The organism is Streptomyces roseoverticillatus, assembly GCF_000719265.1.
In the GTDB taxonomy this organism is placed as follows: Bacteria; Actinomycetota; Actinomycetes; order Streptomycetales; family Streptomycetaceae; genus Streptomyces; species Streptomyces roseoverticillatus.
In genome coordinates this window covers 216907-236658 of record NZ_JOFL01000007.1, presented here as the reverse complement: position 1 = coordinate 236658, position 19752 = coordinate 216907, and the positions used below count along the sequence as shown (strand labels likewise).

14 protein-coding genes are annotated in these 19752 nt (G+C 74.3%); 11 read left to right on the top strand and 3 right to left on the bottom strand.

The window, feature by feature from the left end:
• Positions 1-289: 289 nt before the first annotated feature.
• On the top strand, positions 290-1534 hold the full coding sequence (locus tag IF61_RS0110835) for an IS701 family transposase (protein WP_052392610.1): 1245 nt from the start codon (positions 290-292) through the stop codon (positions 1532-1534).
• Here IF61_RS0110835 and IF61_RS0110830 read toward each other — a convergent pair.
• Positions 1522-3486, bottom strand: a complete 1965-nt coding sequence (locus tag IF61_RS0110830) for a helix-turn-helix domain-containing protein (RefSeq protein ID WP_043188602.1) — start codon at positions 3484-3486, stop codon at positions 1522-1524. The genes IF61_RS0110835 and IF61_RS0110830 overlap by 13 nt on opposite strands.
• 399 nt (positions 3487-3885) lie before the next feature.
• On the opposite strand from IF61_RS0110830, the gene IF61_RS0110825 reads away from it, so the two are divergent.
• Positions 3886-4518 carry a 50S ribosomal protein L11 methyltransferase gene (locus IF61_RS0110825; protein ID WP_245684477.1) on the top strand — a complete coding sequence of 211 codons (633 nt, stop codon included), beginning with the start codon at positions 3886-3888 and terminating at the stop codon, positions 4516-4518.
• A gap of 18 nt (positions 4519-4536) precedes the next feature.
• Complete coding sequence (pabB, locus tag IF61_RS0110820; RefSeq protein WP_030366088.1) at positions 4537-6621, top strand: aminodeoxychorismate synthase component I; 2085 nt, start codon at positions 4537-4539, stop codon at positions 6619-6621.
• Positions 6622-6899: 278 nt separating this feature from the next.
• Here the strand turns inward: pabB and IF61_RS0110815 are convergent, their stop codons facing one another.
• Positions 6900-7994 (bottom strand): transaldolase family protein, encoded by a 1095-nt coding sequence (locus IF61_RS0110815; RefSeq protein ID WP_030366087.1) that lies wholly within the window; start codon positions 7992-7994, stop codon positions 6900-6902.
• Between the two features lie 445 nt (positions 7995-8439).
• Between IF61_RS0110815 and IF61_RS0110810 the strand changes: the two genes are divergently transcribed.
• From IF61_RS0110810 to IF61_RS0110790, 5 genes are all read left to right on the top strand, one after another.
• A complete protein-coding gene (locus IF61_RS0110810; RefSeq protein WP_030366086.1) occupies positions 8440-9615 on the top strand; it encodes a 3-deoxy-7-phosphoheptulonate synthase in 1176 nt (391 codons plus the stop codon).
• A gap of 5 nt (positions 9616-9620) precedes the next feature.
• Positions 9621-10328, top strand: a complete 708-nt coding sequence (locus IF61_RS0110805) for an isochorismatase family protein (protein WP_078660119.1) — start codon at positions 9621-9623, stop codon at positions 10326-10328.
• Between the two features lie 35 nt (positions 10329-10363).
• Entirely contained in the window at positions 10364-12304 is a 1941-nt protein-coding gene (locus IF61_RS0110800; RefSeq protein WP_107043022.1) for an anthranilate synthase family protein, read from the top strand.
• Positions 12301-12804, top strand: a complete 504-nt coding sequence (locus IF61_RS35185) for a transketolase-like TK C-terminal-containing protein (protein ID WP_107043021.1) — start codon at positions 12301-12303, stop codon at positions 12802-12804. Before IF61_RS0110800 ends, IF61_RS35185 begins: the two co-directional genes overlap by 4 nt.
• Before the next feature lie 359 nt (positions 12805-13163).
• Positions 13164-14423, top strand: coding sequence for a transaldolase family protein (locus IF61_RS0110790; protein ID WP_052392609.1), 1260 nt, complete (start codon positions 13164-13166; stop codon positions 14421-14423).
• Here the strand turns inward: IF61_RS0110790 and IF61_RS33345 are convergent.
• The gene (locus IF61_RS33345; RefSeq protein ID WP_052392608.1) at positions 14348-15034 is read right to left on the bottom strand and encodes an NADPH-dependent FMN reductase; all 687 of its coding nucleotides are present in this window, start codon (positions 15032-15034) and stop codon (positions 14348-14350) included. The genes IF61_RS0110790 and IF61_RS33345 overlap by 76 nt on opposite strands.
• A gap of 636 nt (positions 15035-15670) precedes the next feature.
• On the opposite strand from IF61_RS33345, the gene IF61_RS0110780 reads away from it, so the two are divergent.
• Genes IF61_RS0110780 through IF61_RS0110770 form a run of 3 tightly spaced genes read left to right on the top strand, consistent with a single transcriptional unit; the run spans position 15671 to position 19699 of the window.
• Positions 15671-16603, top strand: a complete 933-nt coding sequence (locus IF61_RS0110780) for an arylamine N-acetyltransferase family protein (protein WP_078660118.1) — start codon at positions 15671-15673, stop codon at positions 16601-16603.
• On the top strand, positions 16600-18201 hold the full coding sequence (locus tag IF61_RS0110775) for a class I adenylate-forming enzyme family protein (RefSeq protein WP_052392607.1): 1602 nt from the start codon (positions 16600-16602) through the stop codon (positions 18199-18201). Before IF61_RS0110780 ends, IF61_RS0110775 begins: the two co-directional genes overlap by 4 nt.
• Positions 18188-19699, top strand: a complete 1512-nt coding sequence (locus IF61_RS0110770) for an FAD-dependent monooxygenase (RefSeq protein ID WP_052392606.1) — start codon at positions 18188-18190, stop codon at positions 19697-19699. The genes IF61_RS0110775 and IF61_RS0110770 overlap by 14 nt, the downstream gene beginning before the upstream one ends.
• Positions 19700-19752 lie beyond the last annotated feature (53 nt).

The following is a 19752-nucleotide window of genomic DNA, read 5'->3' as shown; positions in this document are numbered from 1 at the left end:
GAACCTCCCCCGAGGGGCCGTCCGCGCCGGTGCATGGGACCACCGTATCCGCAACGCCCCGCGCGGCTTCGACCCCGTCCTCCGAGTGGCCCCCCGGCCCGCCGCCGGGTGGTGGTCCGGGCACACCCCGGGGGCTCTACGGGGCGCCGTCCGGCGCCTCACGGACCGCCGGGTGGTGGTGAGGCCACCATCAGGAGGGGCGCGCGGGTGGCCTTGACACCTGGGCGCCGGGGGGTGCGCGGCAGCACCGTGGAGAGAGCCACCCAGCTGCCGAGATGGGGGATTGACGATGAGTGGTGTTGCTCTCTACCCGCGGACCGCACGGCCCGCCGTTCCCGCCCCGGCCCGCCCCGAGCCCCAGGGCCCCGAGCCCCAGGACGACGTACTGGCCGAGCTGTGCGCCGCCCTCTTCGCCTCGCTGCCGCGCAGCGACCAGCGACGCCGGGGCGAGGCCTACATGCGCGGCCTGCTGGGCACCCAGGGCCGCAAGTCCATCCGCAACATCGCGGCGCTCATCGGCGGCCAGGCCGCCGAACAGAGCCTGCACCACTTCATCTCCAGCTCCACCTGGGACTGGATCCCCGTGCGCCGCGCGCTCGCCCACTACCTCGCCCGGGTCTCGCCCCCGCACGCGTGGGTCGTGCGCCCGATGGTCATCCCCAAGGCCGGCGACAACTCGGTGGGCGTCGACCGGCGCTTCTGCCCCGCCGTCGGCCAGGTGCTCAACGCTCAGGAGGCCGTCGGCGTCTGGGCCGCCTCCGCCGAGCGCAGCACCCCCGTCAACTGGCGGCTGCACCTCTCCGACGCCTGGCTGCAGGACGGGCTCCGGCGCGGCCAGGCCTCCATCCCCGACTCGGTCCGCCCGGAGACCCTGGGGGAGTGCACCGTCGAGGCGTACACGGGGATGATGCGGGACTGGGGGCTGCCGCTGCGCCCCCTGGTGCTGGACGCCCGCGACATGGACGCTCCCGCGGCCCTGCTGCGGCTGCGCGCCTGCGGCGTGCCGGCCATGGCCCGCGTCAGCCACTCGCTGCGGCTCACCGTCTCCGGCCCGGCCGTGCCGGGCCGCGGCGCGGAGGCGCTGCCGGCCCACCAGATCCTCGGGGCGGCCCGCGACCTGCGGCGCCCGGTGATGTGGCGCGACCACGGCCCCTCCCGGGTGGTCCGGACCGCGCTGACCGCGGCGGTGCGCGTGGGGCTGCCGGCGCTGCGCTCGGCGGCCGTGCCGGGGCCCGCGCGGCGCCGGGAGTTACTCCTGCTGGGCGTGGGGGAGAACGGCCGGCGCTGGCCGTCCGAGCTGTGGCTGACGGACATGGTCAACGTCCCGCCCGCCGCCCTCGTCCGGCTGGGCAAACTCCTGGACCGCGTCGACCGGGACTTCACGGAGATCTCCGACGAGGTCGGCATCCGCGACTTCGCGGGCCGCTCGTTCAGCGGCTGGCACCGGCACGTCACGCTCGCCTCCGCCGCCCACGCCGTGGCCGCGCTGACCGGCCGCCCGGAGGAGAGCCTGCGGCTCGGCTACGTCTCCTGAGCCTCCGGGGGGCCGCCGCCCTCGGCGGGCGCGGCCCGCTCGCCCAGCCGCAGGCTGTGCCGCACCCGGAAGACCCGCAGGGCCAGCTGCACCTCCAGGGCGCGCTCGGGCTGCTGCCACTGCGGCCCCAGCAGCTCGCTGATCCGCTCCAGGCGCCGGGCCACCGTATTGGGGTGCACATGAAGCTTCTTGGCCGCGTTCGTCGGGCTGCCGCCCGCCTCGAAGTACGTCTCCAGCGTGCGCGTCAGGTCCGTGAACCGCTGCTGGTCGTAGTCGATGACCGGCCCGATGGCCGAGTCGACGAACCCCTCGACGTCGTGGTTGTCGGAGAGCAGCACCCCGAGGAAGCCCAGCTCGCGCACCGACGCCGACCGGCCGATCACCCCGAGCGAGGTCATCGCGTCCAGGCAGCGCAGCGCCTCCTGGAAGGCGTGGTGGACGGAGGCCGGCCCCGCGACCGGGCCGGCCGAGCTCACCGTCACCGGGTGGCCGAGGAGCGGGGACAGCTCCGCGGAGACGGCGCGGCCCGCGCCGCCCGCGTCCGTGCCGGGCAGCAGCAGCACCGCGCAGCCGTTGTGCATGCTCTTGAGCCCGCTGAGCCGGTGCGCGTACGACGACGCCCAGATCGCCATCTTGCCGCGGGCGTCGCCCTCGGGGCGCGCGACGACCACGACGTGCGGCTTGCTCAGGTCGATGCCGAGCCGCCGCGCGTGCGTCTCCAGCTGGTGGGGCGGGCGCTGCGGGCTCGCCAGCAGGTCGGCGAGGAAGTCGTCGCGGACCTGCCCCTCCGCGATCGCCGTGCGGCTGCTCTCCACCAGCAGCTGTACGGCCATGACCTGCGCGACCAGCCGCAGCAGGCGCTCGTCCTGCACGGAGCCGGGGCGGTCGGGGCGCAGCAGCAGGGTGCCGAGGTTGCTGCCGGTGCCCGCGGAGATCGGCACGGCCCACAGCCCGTCGTCGAGGGCGACGGGCTCGCGCGCGGCGTGGGCGTCCATGGCGGCGGGCACGAGCAGCGACTCGGGGTCCGCGCCCTCGTCCCGCACGTGCCCGGAGGCGCAGAGGATGGTGCCGTTGGCGGCACACACCTGGACGGCGGCGGCGCCCAGCTCGGCGGCCGACGCCCGGGCCAGGGCGTCCAGGTCGCAGTCGGCCAGCACCAGCTGGATCAGCCGGTGCTGGGCGTCGCTGAGCTCCTGCGCGCTGCGCAGCCCCGCCTCGACCCGCGTGGAGTGCTGTTCCAGCTCGGCCACCAGGGCGGTGGTCCGGTCCAGCAGCTCGGCCTTCTCTATGGCCACGCCCGCGAGGTCGCCCAGCGAGCTGAGCAGCGCGATCTCGTCCGTGGTGAAGTGCCGGACCTTGCGCTCGGCGACGTACAGGGTGCCGAAGGGGCGCGCCCCGCGGTTCAGCGGGACGGCGAGGACGGCCTGCAGTCCCTCGGCCTTCACCACGTAGTCGATGTCGCCGCTGTGCTGGATGCGCTCGTCGGCGAGATAGTCAGGCGTCCAGAAGGGGGAGGGGTTGGACATGACGGCGGAGCCCAGCCCGCTGCCGCCGGGCAGCCGCAGCCCCACGTTGAACGCGGTCGTGTGGCCGTCGGAGGCGCGGATGGTGACGTACCGTTCCCCCTCGTCGTACATTCCGATGTACGACATGTCGACGGCGAGCAGCAGCCGGGCGCGCCGCAGGATGACCTTCAGCAGCGTGTCGAGGTCGTGCGGGGTGGCCAGGTCGCGCGCGGTGTCGACGAGGGCGGACAGCCCGGCCTCCCGCTGTTGCTGACGCTCCGCCCAGGTCCGTATGGTCAGACCGAGCTGGACCGCCCGGTCGAGCCGGGCGAGGACCGCGGCGCTCGCACCGGAAGCGCGGATCTCTTCGGCGAGGGCTTCGTATTCCTGGGCCGGCGCCCCGGCGGCCAATAGCTCCAGCACGGCGAATATGCCGTCCTCGGACATGCCTTGCGACACGATGCCCCCCGGGTCCGGTGCGCTCTGCCGCACGGATAGAGCCGCGGCACGGTATGCGGGGAAGCTATGCACACCGGCAGTGGCGCGTCAACCGCCGCCGATCAAGCGGGGCCGGTGGCGGGCGGCGGGCCCCGCGCGGTGGTGTCCGGACCACCGCCGAAACTCGCGGGTGTGTTACTGGATCACCTTCCTCTTTAGCGTCCCTATAGGTGAAGGTTGATGAACACCCGGCCCGGGTCGGGGAGTTGTCGCTGATTCAGGGGGATCGGTATGACGGGGGTACGGGACTACAGGCTCTCTCTGGAGCGCAGCCGCCGGGCGCTCGTGCGGGAGGACCGGCCGGACGTTTTCACGATGTGCGGCCGGGAGTGGGATCTGTTACCGGAGGTGTTTGCTCCGATTTACTCGCCGGCGACGGAAATCACCCTGGACTTCCTGGACCTGACGGAAAGGGCCACGGAATCCGCCGTCCTCCGCAAGGGATCGCTCCTGGAGGTCGGGTGCGGCACCGGCGTCGTGGCGGTGGCGGCCGCCCTGGCGGGCTGCACCCGGGTCCTCGCGACCGACATCAATCCCGCCGCGGTGCTGAACACCGAGATGAACGCGGCCCGGCACGGAGTGCCGGACAGGGTGTCCGGCCTGCACAGCGACCTCTTCGAAAGCCTCACCGGACAGGAGGGGTTCGACACGGTTTTCTGGCACTCGAATTTCGTGCTCGCGCCGCCGGACTACCGGCCCAGGACCATGCACGAGAGGGCATATGTCGACCCCGGCTATGCCGCGCACCGCCGCTTCCTCCAGCAGGCGGCGGACCGGCTCGCCCCGGGCGGCAGGGTCCTGCTGCACTTCAGCGCCAGGGGGGACGTGCCCGCCCTGCACCGGATCGCCGACGCGTGCGGCCGCCGGCTGGACGTGGTCCGTCGCACCGTCGTACGGGAAGGCCCGCACGAGGTCGAGCACATGCTGATGGAAGTGACGCCGGCGGCGGATTCCGTCCGCCGCCCGGAAGTCGTCCGATAACGCCGAAACGGGGGAAACGTGCGTACGTTATTAGTCGACAACTACGACTCCTTCACCTACAACCTGTTCCACTACCTGGCCGAGGTCAACGGCCGCGAACCGGAAGTCGTCACCAACGACGACCGGACCTGGCGGAAAAAACACCTCGCCGAATTCGACAACGTCGTCATATCGCCCGGCCCGGGATCCCCGGAACGGGCGGCGGACTTCGGTATCTGCACGGAAATCCTGCGCAGCGGCGGGCTGCCGACGCTCGGCGTCTGCCTGGGCCACCAGGGCATCGCCCTGCTGTACGGGGGCGAAGTCGGCCGGGCCCCGGAGCCGTACCACGGCCGGGTCTCGCCCGTCGTCCACGAGGGCAGCGGCCTGTTCGAGGGGCTTCCGTCCCCTTTCCCGGCCGTGCGCTACCACTCGCTGGCCGCCCGCAGGCTGCCCGCCGCCCTGGAGGTGACGGCACGGACGCCCGACGGCATCGTGATGGGGCTGCGGCACCGTGAGCGCCCGCTGTGGGGCGTGCAGTTCCACCCGGAGTCGATCGGAAGCGAGCACGGGCACCGCATTCTGGACAACTTCCGAAGGCTGAGCGAACGCCACAGGAAGGTGATCCCCGCGCCCAAGACGCCCGCGCCGCCCCGGAAGAAGCAGCAAGAACCGTCCCGCAGCCTGCGGATCCTGACAGCAGCCCTGCCGACGAGCTGGGACGACGAGGTGGTGTTCGACCGCCTGTTCCGCAGGGGCCCGCACCCGTACTGGCTGGACAGCAGCAGCCGGGACGAGCGGACGGGCAGGTTCTCCATCATGGGGGACGCCTCCGGCCCGCTCGCCCGCACCGCCACCGCCGACGTCCACAGCAGCACGGTGACGGTCCGCTCGCGCCGCCCCACCGAGGTCGTCACAGGACAGTTCCTCGACTGGCTCGACCGGGACCTGCGGGCGACCCGCACCGAAGTGCCGCCCCTCCCCTTCGACTTCGCGCTCGGCTGGGTGGGCTACCTCGGCTACGGCCTGAAGGCCGAGTGCGGCGGCGAACCGGGCCACCGGTCCGACGAGCCCGACGCCACCATGGTCTTCGCCGACCGGGCCGTCGTCCTCGACCACGCCACCGGCACCACCCACCTCCTCGCCCTCGCCGAGGACGGCAACGAGTCCGCGGCCCGCACCTGGCTCGACACCACCGCCCGCAGGCTCGCCGCACTCACCGGGCTGCGCCCCTTTCCGGCCCGCCGCCCCGGCACCCCCGGCGCCCTGCACCTGCGCCACGGCCGCGACGCGTACCTCCGGCTGATCGACACGTGCCAGGAACAGATCGCGGCGGGCGAGTCGTACGAGATCTGCCTGACCAACATGGCCGAGACCGCGGGCACGCTGGACCCCTGGGACGGCTACCGCTACCTGCGCCGCACCAGCCCCGCCCCCTTCGGCGCCCTGCTCTCCTTCGGCGGGCTGTCGGTGCTCAGCACCTCGCCCGAACGGTTCCTGCGCATCGACCGCGAGGGCCGGGCGGAATCGCGCCCGATCAAGGGCACGCGCCCACGCGGCGCGACGCCCCGGGAAGACGCCCGGCTCGCCGAAGACCTCGCGACCGACGAGAAGGACCGCGCGGAGAACCTGATGATCGTGGACCTGGTCCGCAACGACCTGGGCCGCTGCGCACAGATCGGCTCGGTGGAGGCGAAGGACGTCTTCCGTGTGGAGAGCTACGCGAAGGCCCACCAGCTGGTCAGCACGGTGCGGGCGACACTGCGCGAGGAGCATTCCGCGGTCGGCTGCGTGAGGGCGGCCTTCCCGCCGGGTTCGATGACGGGAGCGCCCAAGATCCGCACGATGCAGATCATCGACGCCCTCGAAGAAGGCCCGCGAGGCGTGTACTCGGGAGCGATCGGCTACTTCTCCCTCACAGGAGCGGCGGACTTGAGCGTAGTGATCCGCACGGCAGTCGTCACGCCGGACCGGGTCCGCTACGGGGTGGGCGGCGCGATCATCGCCCTCTCCGACCCGGAGGAGGAGTACGAGGAAACAGCGGTGAAGGCGGCACCACTCACCACCCTGACGGGCAAGGAGTTCCCGGACCGCAGGCCGTCGAGGGACGCGGTGGGCATCTGAGGGGACCGCCTGCCGGCGGCCGGTGGCGGAAGACGGACGGGAGCTCCCGGACCGCATCAGACCGCCTGCCGGCCGTAGGGGATGGACCACCCTCCGGCGGCCGGCGGACGACGAAACGGGAGGGGCCGGGGCCGCAGGGGCAGGGGTCCGGGACGCTGACGTGTATTTGCGGGCCCGATGCGGAAGAGAGCGCCGGAACGGCGCCGGGTGCGGGCCCGTAAATATACGGTCCCGGACCCCTGCCCCGGAGGCACCGGCCCCGCACCCCCACCGCACCGTCAGCGCAACCGCTCCGCCACCGCGCCTCGCAACGCCCGCCAGGAGGAGACCTCGTGCGTGATGCCGTCCGCCTCCAGTTTCTTCGCGACCTCACCGAAAGACACGCCGCACCGCTCCAGCCGCGCCACCGCCGCCCGGGCCGCCCCGTCCTGCCCGGTCAGGGTGTCGCCCCGCAACCGCCCCTGCTTCACGACAGCCTCCAGCGTGCCCGAGGACATGGCGCTGACGGTGCCCCAGGCAACCAGCGATTCGACATACGGGACACCGGAGCCGACGACCCACATGAGCCGCTGCGGCCGGGCCCCGGCCGAGGCCAGAACCCGCCACCGCGCGCTCCCGAGCCCTTCCTCGTACCGCTGGTACACGAGCCGGGCGACGGCAAGGGCGGCCGTGCCGCGCAGCTCGGGGGAGACCCCCGCCCCGCGCAACCGCTCGTCGACCTCGGTGTCGAGGCGGGCGACGGGCAGGCCGGCGACCGAGGGGATGACGGACAGGTCCAGGCCGGCGTCCCGGGCCCGCTCCAGCCCCGCGAACCACACCTCCACGACGTGCTCGTAACGCTGGACGGAGAAGATCCCGGTGACGTGCACGCCGATGCCCCGGGCGAGGCATTCGCCGGCCGCGGCGAGCCCTTCGTCCGTGGCGGGGAGCTTCACCAGGGCGTTGGGCCGGCAGGCGGCCCGGTGCAGGGCGACCGCGGAGTCGGCGAGGGCGCCGGCACATCCGCCGGGGTAGACGACCGGGTTCATGGAGACGTGCCCGTCGAGCCCTTGCGTTGCGGTGAAAACCGGCCGCAGTTCGTCGCACGCGGTCCGCAGGTCGTACGCGCACAGTGCCTGCACGGCGGTCGTCAAGGGGACGGACCGGCAGGCGAGATGGGACAACTGCTGGGCGTAGGGCGTGTCTCCGGCGATCTCGGCGGCGAGCGCCCCGGGATCGGCCGTGGCCCCCCGTACGCGGCCGGCGGCGACGAGCCGGGTCAGCGTGCCGGAGGTGAGGAGCGACCGGCGGAGGCCGTCGAGCCAGGGGGAGACGCCTTCGGCGAGCAGTTCCCGCAGGACCTCGCCTCCTGATGTCACCGTGCGCTCTCCCATGACAGGGTCGCCCCCTCTCCGGACGGTCCGCGGAAACACCTAGGGCAGAGGGCACGACAGTAAATCGGAAGGAGCGCGGGGCAGAACAGCCCGCTCGTACTCCGTCAACTTGGCAAGAACGGGGACTTGACAGCCATGTGACGGAGCCGTGATCCATCTGACGGAGTGAGGGAAGGGGCGTTGGCGGAACGGGGACCGCGCCGGACGATCGAGTCGCGCGCAGGAGAACGCACCACAACCCGCAGCGCCGCCTGCACCCGAACCACTCCCACCCCCCACCCGCACACTTCACCCCCCAACCCAGCACCCAGCACCCGTACCCCACTGCCCGGCCTTCGCCACCCCCCAGCCCGGGCCGGAAGGGAGCCGCTCCCTGGAAAACCGCCGCACCACCTTGCTTGCTTTGTTCTCAAGAGCAGTCACTTAAGCGTTTTTGGAGAAACCCATGACCGACGCTCTGCTCGACGTCCAGCACAAGCCCGCCCTCCAGCAGCCGGACTGGGGCGACGCCCCCCAGGTGAGCCGGGTCCGTGAGGAGCTCTCCCGCCGCCCGGCGCTCGTCCGCGCCGACGACGTGCGGACGCTGCGCCACCACCTCGCCGAGGTGGCGCGCGGCGCGGCCCAGGTGGTTCAGGCGGGTGACTGCGCGGAGGACCCCGCGGAGTGCACCTCGGGCTACGTGGCCCGCAAGGCCGGCCTGCTGGACGTGCTGGCCGGTGTGATGAAGATGGTCGCCCACAAGCCCGTGGTCCGGGCGGGCCGCATGGCGGGCCAGTTCGCGAAGCCCCGCTCCAGCGCCACGGAGTGCGTCGCGGGCGGCCCTGAACTGCCCGTCTACCGGGGACACATGGTGAACAACCCGGAGCCGCACCCGGAGCGCCGCCGCCCCGACCCGCAGCGGATGCTGTCCGGCTACCTCGCCGCCGGCGAGGCCATGACCCACCTCGGCTGGCTGGACCCGTCCCGCCGCTCGGGCGTCTGCCCGCCCGTGTGGACGAGCCACGAGGCGCTCCTGCTCGACTACGAACTGCCCCTGGTCCGTACCGGCGAGGACGGCCGCCCCTTGCTGACGTCCACGCACTGGCCGTGGATCGGCGAGCGCACGCGGCAGGCGGACGGCGCGCACGTGGCGCTGCTCGCGGCGGTGGCGAACCCGGTCGCGTGTAAGGTCGGCCCGAAGACGACGACGGACGAACTCCTCGCCCTGTGCGAGCTCCTCGACCCGGACCGGGAGCACGGCCGGCTCACGCTGATCGCCCGCATGGGCGCGGACGTGGTGTCCGAGAAGCTGCCTCCGCTCGTGGCGGCGGTCCGCGACGCCGGGCACCCCGTGATCTGGCTCAGCGACCCGATGCACGGGAACACCGTCACCGCGCCGGACGGCCTGAAGACGCGGCTGCTGGACACGGTGGTCCGCGAGGTCCACGGCTTCCAGTGCTCGGTGCGGACGGCCGGCGGCATCGCGGGCGGCCTGCACCTGGAGACGACGCCCGAGAACGTCACCGAGTGCGTCCGCAACGAGGCGGGGCTCGCGCACGTGGGCGACAAGTACACGAGCTTCTGCGACCCGCGCCTCAACCCGCAGCAGGCCATCTCCGTAGTCTCCGCCTGGGAGGGCTGATCACGATGACAGGCACCGCAGGCACCACAGCCACTGCTGGAATCCCCCGGATAGAGCCCTACCCGATGCCGGCGGCGGGCGACCTGCCGGAGAACACCGCCCGCTGGGACGCCGACCCGGCCCGCGCCGTGCTGCTCGTCCACGACATGCAGCGCTACTTCCTCGGGCCGCTGCCGCAGGGTCTGCGCGACGAGCTCGTCGCCAACGCGGCGCTGCTGCGCCGCGCCGCGGCGGCGCTCGGCATCCCCGTGGCCTACACGGCCCAGCCGGGCGGCATGAGCGACGAACAGCGCGGCCTGCTCAAGGACTTCTGGGGGCCGGGCATGCGGGTCGACCCCGCCGACCGGCGCGTCGTCGAGCCGCTCGCCCCGGTGCCGGGGGACTGGGTCTTCACCAAGTGGCGCTACAGCGCCTTCTTCCGCTCCGACCTGCTGGGGCGGATGCGCGCCAACGGCCGCGATCAGCTGATCGTCTGCGGGGTGTACGCGCACGTGGGCGTGCTGATGAGCGCCGTCGACGCGTTCACGAATGACATCCGCCCGTTCCTGGTCGCGGACGCCGTCGCCGACTTCTCGCCCGCGTACCACCGGCTGGCCGTGGAGTACGCGGCGGCGCGGTGCGCGGTCGTCACGACGACGAAGGACATGCTGTGCCGCCTGCAGGGCCCGGCCCGCCGGGCGGAGACGCTCACGGTCGAGGGAGCGGCGGTATGACCGGGAACACGGGAGCCCGCAGAGAGGAACCGGACATGACCGATGACCTGCTGGCGCGGATCCTCTCGCCCGAGCCGCCGGCCTTCGCGCTCCTCCACCGCCCCGAGACCACGGGTCCGGGCGCGGTGGAGCTGCTCCTGGGGGAGATGTCGGCTCCGGAGACGCTGGGGGAGATCCGGCTGGAGGAATCCCCGCGCATCCCCCGGCGGGACGGCGCGCCCGGCACCGCATCCGGCACTACAAGCGCCCTCATACCCGACACTGCCCCGGCCGAAGTCCTGGCGATCGTCCCGTACCGCCAGATCGCCGAGCGGGGCTTCCGCGGCGCGGACGACGGCGCGCCGCTGCTCGCCATGACCGTCACCCACCAGGCCGTCCTGCCGCTGGCCGAGGTGCTCTCCCGTATCCCCGAGACGCCGATCGCCCTCTCGGGCGGGCACTTCGACATGGACGACGCCACGTACGCGGACACCGTCCGCCGTATCATCGCCGACGAGATCGGCGAGGGCGAGGGGGCGAACTTCGTCATCAAGCGCTCGTTCCGCGCCGGGATCGACGGGTACACGCCCGCCCACGCCCTCACGTTCTTCCGCCGGCTCCTGGAGCGCGAGTCCGGCGCGTACTGGACGTTCGCCGTGCACACCGGCGAGCGCACGTTCGTCGGGGCCACGCCGGAGCGGCACATCAGCGTCCGCGGCGGCACGGCCGTGATGAACCCCATCAGCGGCACCTACCGCTACCCGGCCGCGGGCCCGAGCCTGCCCGAGGTGATGGACTTCCTCGCCGACCGCAAGGAGGCCGACGAGCTGTACATGGTCGTCGACGAGGAGCTGAAGATGATGGCCCGCATCTGCGCGGGCGGCGGGCGTGTGGTCGGCCCGTACCTGAAGGAGATGGCGCGCCTCGCCCACACCGAGTACTTCATCGAGGGCACGACCGACCGCGACCCGCGCGAGATCCTGCGCGAGACGATGTTCGCGCCGACCGTCACCGGCAGCCCGCTGGAGAGCGCCTGCCGGGTCATCGACCGCTACGAGCCCCAGGGCCGCGGCTACTACAGCGGCGTCCTCGCCCTGATCGGCCGCGACGCCGGCGGCGAGCGCACCCTGGACTCCTCCATCCTCATCCGCACCGCCGACATCGACCGTACGGGGCAGGTGCGCATCGGGGTGGGCGCGACGCTCGTGCGCCACTCCGACCCCGCCTCCGAGGTCGCCGAGACCCGCGCCAAGGCCGCCGGGCTGATCTCCGCCCTGGAGTCCGGCGGCGCGGCCCGCTTCGGCGGCCACCCGCGCGTACGAGCCGCCCTGGAGCAGCGCAACGACACCATCGCCGGCTTCTGGCTCGCCCAGGAGGCGGAACGGACGCACCCTGCGCCGGGGCTGGCCGGGCGGCGCGTCCTGGTCGTGGACGCCGAGGACACCTTCACCTCGATGATCGACCATCAACTGCGGGCCATGGGGCTGACGGTGACCGTCCGCCGCTTCGACGAGCCGTACGCCTTCGACGGGCACGACCTCGTCGTGATGGGGCCCGGCCCGGGCGACCCCCGCGACGGCCGCCATCCCAAGATCGCCCACCTGCGGGGCGCCGTCCGTGCGCTCCTGGACGAGCGGCGGCCCTTCCTCGCCGTCTGCCTCAGCCACCAGGTGCTGTCCCTCGCCCTCGGCTTCGAGCTCGTCCGCCGGGAGGTCCCCAACCAGGGCGTCCAGCGCGAGATCGACCTGTTCGGCGTACGGGAACGCGTCGGCTTCTACAACACGTTCGCCGCCCGCAGCGACCGGGACAGCGTGGACGTCGGCGGGATCGGCACGGTCGGCGTCAGCCGCGACCCGTACACCGGGGAGGTGCACGCCCTGCGCGGGCCGCACTTCGCCTCCATGCAGTTCCACGCGGAATCGGTCCTCACGCAAGGGGGGCCGCGCATCGTGGGCAACCTGCTCGCCGCGCTCGCTCCGGAGGTGCCGGTCGCATGAACCTCGTAGGAATGTGCCCAACTCCTGCTGCTCCTGGTGTTCCTAGTGCTCCTGGCGCGCCTGCTGTTCCGGCGGGCGACGGCGCCGCGCGGGGCGGCTACATCCTCGCCGAGGCCCTGGACGCCGACCCTGGCGCCACGGCCCCCGACGTCGTCCTCGTCGCCGCCGGCGGCGAGGTGCCGGCGGCGCTGGACGCCCGCCGCATCCTGCAACGCGAGGGCATCGCCACGCGCGTGGTGTCGATGCCCTGCGCCGCGTGGTTCCGGCAGCAGAGCCGCGCCTACCGTGACACCGTCCTGCCGCCCGGCGCGCCCGCCACCGTCTCGGTCGGGGCGGGCGCGGCGGTGGGCCGGTACGAACTCCTGGGCGCCGCCGCCGAACACGAACGAGGCCTGCTCGACCACGCCGGCCTCACCCCGGAACGGGTAGCGGCCACGGCCCGCGCCACGTTGGCCCGCGCGGCGGGGGCGCCCCGCGCGGGGGAACGGTGGCCGCGGTGAGCGGCGGCGCCGGCGGCCCTGCGGGCCGGCAGGGCGGAGAGGCGGAGCCCGGCTCCGTAGGAGTGAACCGGTCAGCGGGCTCCACGGGGCAGGCGCGCAGTCCGAGTGCGGCCGGCGACAGCCGACGCGGCGGGGGAGCGCGAGCCGCGCCCACGAGATCGGCCGGGCTCGGGCCGGCGGAGCAGGCACAGGGTCCGGCTCCGGCCGGTAGCCGGTACGGCCGGGGGACGGGGGCCGGCTTCACGGCCCCGGCGCCCGCCGCTGTGCCGGGTAAGCCTGCAGGTGCCGGCAGCCCGCAGGGCCGCGGCGCGGGGGCCGGGCTTACGGGGCCCGCCGGGCCCCCGGCTCCGGCCGGGCCCATGGGGCCTACAGGGCCCACCGGGCGGGCGCCCGCCCCGGGCGCGGCCGGCGAACCGGGGTGCGGCCCGGCGGAAGCCGCTGCCGCTTCCCGCCGTTGGGGCGCGGCCGGGATCTCCGTCTGGCTCGACGGCCTCAGCCGGCAGCGGCTCGCGAGCGGAAGGCTCGCGGCCCTGGCCCGTCAGGGCCGCATCGCCGGCGTCGTCTCCGATCCGGCCTTCCTCGCCCGCTCGCCGGCCGGCGGCCCGTACTACACCGGGCAGCTCGGCGACCTCGCCGAGCGCGGCGTCCCCGCCGAGCGGGCCCTGAAGGCCCTCGCGGTCCACGACATCCGGTGGGCCTGCGACATCCTGCGGCCCGTCCACGAGGCGACCGCCGGCGTCGACGGGCTCGTCTGCGTGACCCTCGACCCGCGGCTCGCCCACGACGCCGGAGCCACGCTCGCCGAGGCCCGCATGCTGTGGCGGGCCGTCGACCGCCGCAACGCCATGCTCGGCATACCGGCCACGGCGGCCGGCCTCACCGCCCTCAGCGCGTGCCTCGCCGAGGGCATCAACGTGAGCGCGACGCTCGTCCTGTCCGCGGCGTGCCACCGCCAGGCCTGGGACGCCTACGCGGAAGGACTGGAGCGCGCCCGCGCCGCCGGCCGGCCCCTCGCCTCCCTCGCGTCGGTCGCCGCGTTCCCCGTCAGCCGCATCGACACCGCCGTCGACGCCCTCCTCGACCGCGAGGGCACGCTGGAGGCCCGGGCCATGCGGGGTGCCGTCGCCGTCGCGGCCGCCCGGCACGTCCACGAGCAGTACGAGCGGATGCTCGGCGAACCGCGGTGGCACGCGCTGGCGGCCCGTGGCGCCCGCCCCCAGCGGCTGCTGTGGACCGCGACCACCGTGCCGGAACCCGGCGCCTCCGGGCTCCTGCCCACGCGGTACGCGGCGCCGCTGCTGACCCGGGGCACGGTCACGGCGGTGACGGAGGAGACGCTGGACGAGCTGAGCGAGCTGGATGAGCTGGGCGAGCTGAGCGAGTTGGACGAGTTGGAGGCCGCGGGGGAAGCGCCCCCCGGCCCCGGCACGTACGCCACCGCGCGGCGCCTGCTCGGACACCTGCAGTGGTTCGGCATCGACCACGGCGAACTGGCCTCGCGCCTGGAGACCGAGGCGCTCAAGGAGCTGAACGACGCCTGGCATCAGCTCCTGGACAGGGTGACCCCGGCCCTCGACAAGGGGCCTGCGGCCGGCGACGGGACCGGCGGAACCGCCTGAGGCGCCCCGGGGTTCCGAGGCGGCTCATGCGTACGGAGCACCGACCGGCGCTGCTCGGCCATGATGGCCACGGCCTCGAACGTGGCGTCCACCAGCTCCCGCAGCGCCGCGACCGCCTCCGGATCGGTCATCTCGCCCGCCCCGTCCAGCCGTTGGTGTGCCCTGCGGATGGCTACGGGCGGGTGTTCCACGGTGATCGCCTCGCAGCTGTCCAGCAGGTCCAGCAGTGCCGGCTGGGCGTCGATCCCGCCCCGGCCGCCGGGCGAGGCGCTCAGGACGGCGGCGACCCGCCCGGTGAGCGGGCTCGCCCCGTCCGGGCGGGAGAGCCAGTCGAGGGCGTTCTTCAGCACGCCCGGCACGGCGCCGTTGTAGCAGGGCGTACTGATCACCAGGGCGTCGGCGTTCGCGACGAGGGCGCGGGCGACGGCCACGGCCGGGGTCGTCCCCGCGGACTCGGCGTCGCCGTTGTAGAACGGCAGCCGGCCGATCGGCAGGGAGACCGCCGAAGCGGACGGACGGGTCTGCGCGATGATGCGGCGGACGGCCCTGAGCGCCGCCGAGTTCACCGACGCGGCGCGCAGGCTGCCCGAGATCAGTACCACTTTGGTCATGTCGGTCCCCGCTTCTCCGTCGGAGGTCCCGGTACGGGGCGGGGGCCGCGGCGAACGGCGCCGGCCCTCCGGCCCTGCCGGACGGTCCGAGGGTAGATCGGCCCCTTGCGCACGCGCCCCGGACGGCGGGCCGCTGTGTCAGGTACCCGGCCGAACGTGACGGAGCGCCCGGCGGGGTGACGGACTGCCGGGTGGGCCGTGGCCACGGGGTGTTGGGGCGGCGCAGTCTGGGACAGCGCCGGTCCCGTCGGGGCACTCGCAAGACGCTCGCCGATCGGTACGTCGCCATTGCAGCGGCAGATTCCTTCCGCTCCCTTCCGCCGCAACGGCGAAAGACCACGACGCCGCTGACCGGCGGTGCCGTACGGCGGATCGGACCGGCGGATCGGACCGGCGGATCGGACCGGCGGATCGGACCGGTGGATCGGGGTGCGCACCCCGGCCGCGCCGGCCCGGCACCCCGCCGGGGCCCCGGCCGACCGGTACTTCGTCGTCGCCACGGCAGGTTCTTCCCGCCGCAACGGCGAGACACTACGACGCCGCTGACCGGCGGTGCCGTACGAGCGGGGCCACCGCGCAGCGACCCGCCACCGCGCAGCGGACCCCGCACCTGCGAAAGGAAGGAGCGTACGGCCCATGCCGAACACCGCCGTCGTCCACGGCCCAGCCGGGCCGTCCGCACCCGCCGGAGCCGGAGCCGCGCCCGCGCCCGGAGGCGGCACCACACCCCCCTGGGACACCACCCCCCTCGACCTGGACGCCTACCTCACCCGTATCCGCCTCACCGGCCGGCACCCCCTCCCACCCACCGCCGCAACCCTCCGCACCCTCCAGCGCGCCCACACCGCCGCCGTCAGTTTCGAGAACCTCGACGTCCTGCTCGGCCGGGACATGCCCCTCGACACCGCCGCGCTCCAGCGGAAGATCGTCCACGCCGGCCGCGGCGGCTACTGCTTCGAGCAGAACCTCCTCTTCGCCGCCGTCCTCGAACGCCTCGGCTTCCCCGTCGTCCGCCACCTCGCCCGCGTCCGCCGCGGCAGCACCCGCGTCCGCCGCCGCTCGCACACGACCCTGGTGGTCGAGGCGGACGGCCGCCCCTGGCTGTGCGACGCCGGTTTCGGCGACGAAGGACCCCTCGAACCCGTACCCCTCGCCCCCGGCGCCACCGTGACCACCGGTGACTGGACCTGGCGCCTGGACCTCGAACCGCCGGCCGGTCCCGCCCCCGAGCAGTGGGCCCTGCGCTCCCTGCACCCGGACGGCTGGTTCGACGTCTACGCCTTCCGCCCGGAGCACCACGCCCCCGACGACTTCGAGTCCGCCCACTACTGGACCTCCCACCACCCCCGGTCGCCCTTCACGGACCGGATGGTCGTCCAGCGCGGCGACGACCACGTCCGCCACACGCTCACCGGCCGCACCCTCACCGCCCGCTACGCCGACGGCCGCCTCCTGCGCACCGAACTCGCCCCCGACGAGGTCGTCCACGTCCTGCGCGGCACGTTCGGCATCAGGCTCGGCGCGCAGGACGCGGTCCTGCTGCAGCAGCGCATCGCGGAGCTCCCATGAACGCCCACCACAACAGCCACGACAACGGCCACGACAACGGCCCTCACGGGTCCCACCGCAACGCCCTCCGCCTCGGCCTCGTCCCCGAACAGGCCGCAGCCCGGCACGGCGACGTCACCATCACCCTCGACCACGACCTGGACGCCCTGCCCGGCACCGGCCGCCACCTGACCTACGCCGGGCTCGCCGCCCACGTGGACGACCTCGCCGCCCGGCTGTGGGCGGCCGGCGTGCGCTCCACCGAGCACCTCGCCGTCCACAAGGCCGCCAACTTCGACACGTACCTGCTGGCCTGCGCGGCCGCCCGCATCGGCGCCGTCCCCGTCCTGCTCTCCCCGGAGCTCGACGGGGCCACGGCCGGCGCGCTCCTGCGCCGCCTGGACCGGCCGCACCTGCTCACCGACGACGACAAACTGCGCACCTGCCTCGCGCCCCTCTCCCTGCCGGACATCGCCGCCGGCGTCCTCACCACCGGCCCCGCCCGCCCCGGCTGCACGCCCCTCGCGGCACTGGCCGGCGCCCCGCGCCGCGCCCCCGTGCTCCTGCACCCGGACCGCCCCGCGCTGATGACCCACACCTCCGGCACCACCGGCCTCCCCAAACTGGTGGTGCACACGGCGGCGAGCCTGTACGGCCGGTACGCGCCGCAGCGCAGGCTCGCCGCCCTGATCCGTAAGCCCGAGACGTACGCGGCCCACCTCAGCCCCGTCCACTCGCGGATGTACCTGGCGCTTGCCGTCGCCCTGCCCAAGGGCATGCCGCTCGTCATCGTCGGCGACCCCGGACCGGCGCACGTGGCGGACCTCTTCGCCCGTACGCGCCCCGGCTTCGTCGAGACCCACCCCAACTCGTTCATGGCGTGGGAGGACCTCGCGGACGACCCGCGCCGGCCCCTCGCCTCCGTCCGGTACTTCAGCTCCACCTTCGACGCCCTGCACCCGCCCACCATGCGCAGGCTGCTGCGCGCCTCCCGCCGCCGGGCGCCCCTGTTCTTCCAGTTCTACGGGCAGAGCGAGTGCGGCCCCCTGACCGGCCGCTGGTACACGCGGCGCACCGCCCACCGCGCCGACGGCCGCTGCCTGGGCCGCCCGCTGCCCGGCGTCCGCGTGCGCCTGGCTACGCCCGGCGGGCGGCGCGCGACGCGGGAGCGGCCCGGCGCCATCGAAGTACGGGCCGCGGGCCGGGCCACCGGCTACCACGCCGAAGCCGAGCGCTTCGCACACCAACTGCACGACGGGTGGTGGCGCACCGGCGACGTCGGCTACCGCACCCGGTCCGGCTGCCTGCACCTCCTCGACCGCGAGGTCGACGTCATCCCGCAGATCGGCTCCACGCTCGACGTCGAGGACCGGCTGATGGACCGGCTGCCCGAACTCGCCGAGGTCGTTCTCGTGCCCGGCCCGTGCCGGGAGCCCGTCCCCGTGGTCTGCACCCGCGGCGACGCCCCTCTCGACCACGCCCGCTGGACCGCCGCCACCGCCGACTGGCCCCAGCTCGCCCGGCCCGTGCAACTGCCGCTGTCCGCGCTGCCCCGCACCGCCACGATGAAGGTCCGCCGCCTCGAACTCGCCCGGAGCCTGGGCAGTGCCGGGGCCTGAGCCCGGGCCCGCGGTCCTCGTCACCGGAGCCGGCCCCACCGGGCTCCTGGCCGCCTGCGAACTCCTGCGCCGCGGCATCCCCGTACGCCTCGTCGACCAGGCCCCCGCGCCCGCGCCGACCCCGCGGGCCCTGTCCCTCTGGCCCCGCGCCCTCGCCATCCTCGACGACCTCGGCATCGGCGACGACGTCCGGGCCGCGTCCGTACGCATCGACGGCTACCGCTACTTCACGGGCGGGCGGCCGCTGGCGGCGTTCGCCTTCCCGGCGTGGTGCGCGGCGCGGAACCTGCCGCAGTACGAGACGGAAGCGCTCCTGACGCGCCGGCTGCACGAGCTCGGCGGCACGGTCGAACGCGGCGTGCGGCTCGTGGACCTCGCACCGGCGGACCGCGGCGTGACGGTGGCGCTGCGCCACGCCGACGGGCGGACGGAACGGGCCCGCACGCCGTACCTCCTGGGCGCGGACGGGGCGCGGAGCACGGTGCGGGAACGGCTGGGGACGGGCTTCGCGGGGAGCACGTATCCGATGACGTTCGCGGTGCTGGACACGCGGGTCGGGGGCTCCGGCCTGCCGCCCGGGGAGATCCTCTACTACCAGGCGCCGTCAGGGACGCTGGTGATCGTGCCGATGCCGGGGGAGGTCTTCCGCGTGCTGACCGCGCTGCCCGCGGGGGCGCCGGTGCCGGGCGTCACGGACATGCAGAAACTGCTCGACGCGCGAGGGCCGCGGGGCGTGCGGATCACGGAACCGGTCCACCACGCGGCCTTCCGCGTCCACGCGCGGCGTGCGGCCGTGCTGCGGCGCGGCCGCGTCTTCCTGCTCGGCGACGCCGCGCACGTGCACAGTCCCGCCGGCGGCCAGGGCATGAACAACGGCCTCCAGGACGCGCACAACCTCGCCTGGAAACTCGCCGCGGTCCTCCACGGGGACTCCCCGGCGTCCCTGCTGGACGGCTACGAGGCCGAACGGGAGGAGGCCACGCGGCGCATCGTGCGCGACACGGACCTGCAGACGAGGGCGTGGATGGTGAGCGGGCGCGTACGGGTCGCCGTGCGCGACACGGCGTTCCGGCTCCTGGAACATACGGGCGCGGTCACCCGCTTCTACGCCCCCGTGATGGCAGGCCACCGCCTCGCCTACGGCCCGCAACGCCGCACGCAGGGTCCGGCCCGGCCGTGCGGCGGGGTACGGGCGGGGGAGCTGTTCCCGCGGGGGCTGGTGGACGGGGCCGGTTGGGGGCTGCTCCTGGCCGTACGCCCCGGGGCGGGGGAGGCGTGGGCGGATGAGGCGACCGCGATGGCCGAGGGGCGGCGCGGTGTCCACCCCGTACGCGTGGCCCTGCCGACTGCCGCCCCCGGTTGCCGCCGCCCCGGCTACTACCTCATCCGCCCGGACGGCCACGTAGCCGCCCACGGCCACGCCCGGGACACGCCCCGCCTCTACGACGAACTGCGTTACGCCACGACGGCACGGCCCGGCGGTGCCGAACCGGCTTGAGCGTGTGCCGCTCCGGCCGTGGTTGGCGCTGCTCAACCCCCTTCCGCTCAACC

What these genes read in the sequence shown, in the direction of transcription:
- IF61_RS33345 (WP_052392608.1), bottom strand. Translation starts at nt 15,034, where the DNA reads ATGACCAAAGTGGTACTGATCTCGGGCAGCCTGCGCGCCGCGTCGGTG.
- IF61_RS0110830 (WP_043188602.1), bottom strand. Translation starts at nt 3,486, where the DNA reads ATGTCCGAGGACGGCATATTCGCCGTGCTGGAGCTATTGGCCGCCGGG.
- IF61_RS0110815 (WP_030366087.1), bottom strand. Translation starts at nt 7,994, where the DNA reads ATGGGAGAGCGCACGGTGACATCAGGAGGCGAGGTCCTGCGGGAACTG.
- IF61_RS35185 (WP_107043021.1), top strand. Translation starts at nt 12,301, where the DNA reads ATGAACCTCGTAGGAATGTGCCCAACTCCTGCTGCTCCTGGTGTTCCT.
- IF61_RS0110805 (WP_078660119.1), top strand. Translation starts at nt 9,621, where the DNA reads ATGACAGGCACCGCAGGCACCACAGCCACTGCTGGAATCCCCCGGATA.
- IF61_RS0110780 (WP_078660118.1), top strand. Translation starts at nt 15,671, where the DNA reads ATGCCGAACACCGCCGTCGTCCACGGCCCAGCCGGGCCGTCCGCACCC.
- IF61_RS0110790 (WP_052392609.1), top strand. Translation starts at nt 13,164, where the DNA reads ATGGGGCCTACAGGGCCCACCGGGCGGGCGCCCGCCCCGGGCGCGGCC.
- IF61_RS0110810 (WP_030366086.1), top strand. Translation starts at nt 8,440, where the DNA reads ATGACCGACGCTCTGCTCGACGTCCAGCACAAGCCCGCCCTCCAGCAG.
- IF61_RS0110835 (WP_052392610.1), top strand. Translation starts at nt 290, where the DNA reads ATGAGTGGTGTTGCTCTCTACCCGCGGACCGCACGGCCCGCCGTTCCC.
- IF61_RS0110775 (WP_052392607.1), top strand. Translation starts at nt 16,600, where the DNA reads ATGAACGCCCACCACAACAGCCACGACAACGGCCACGACAACGGCCCT.
- IF61_RS0110800 (WP_107043022.1), top strand. Translation starts at nt 10,364, where the DNA reads ATGACCGATGACCTGCTGGCGCGGATCCTCTCGCCCGAGCCGCCGGCC.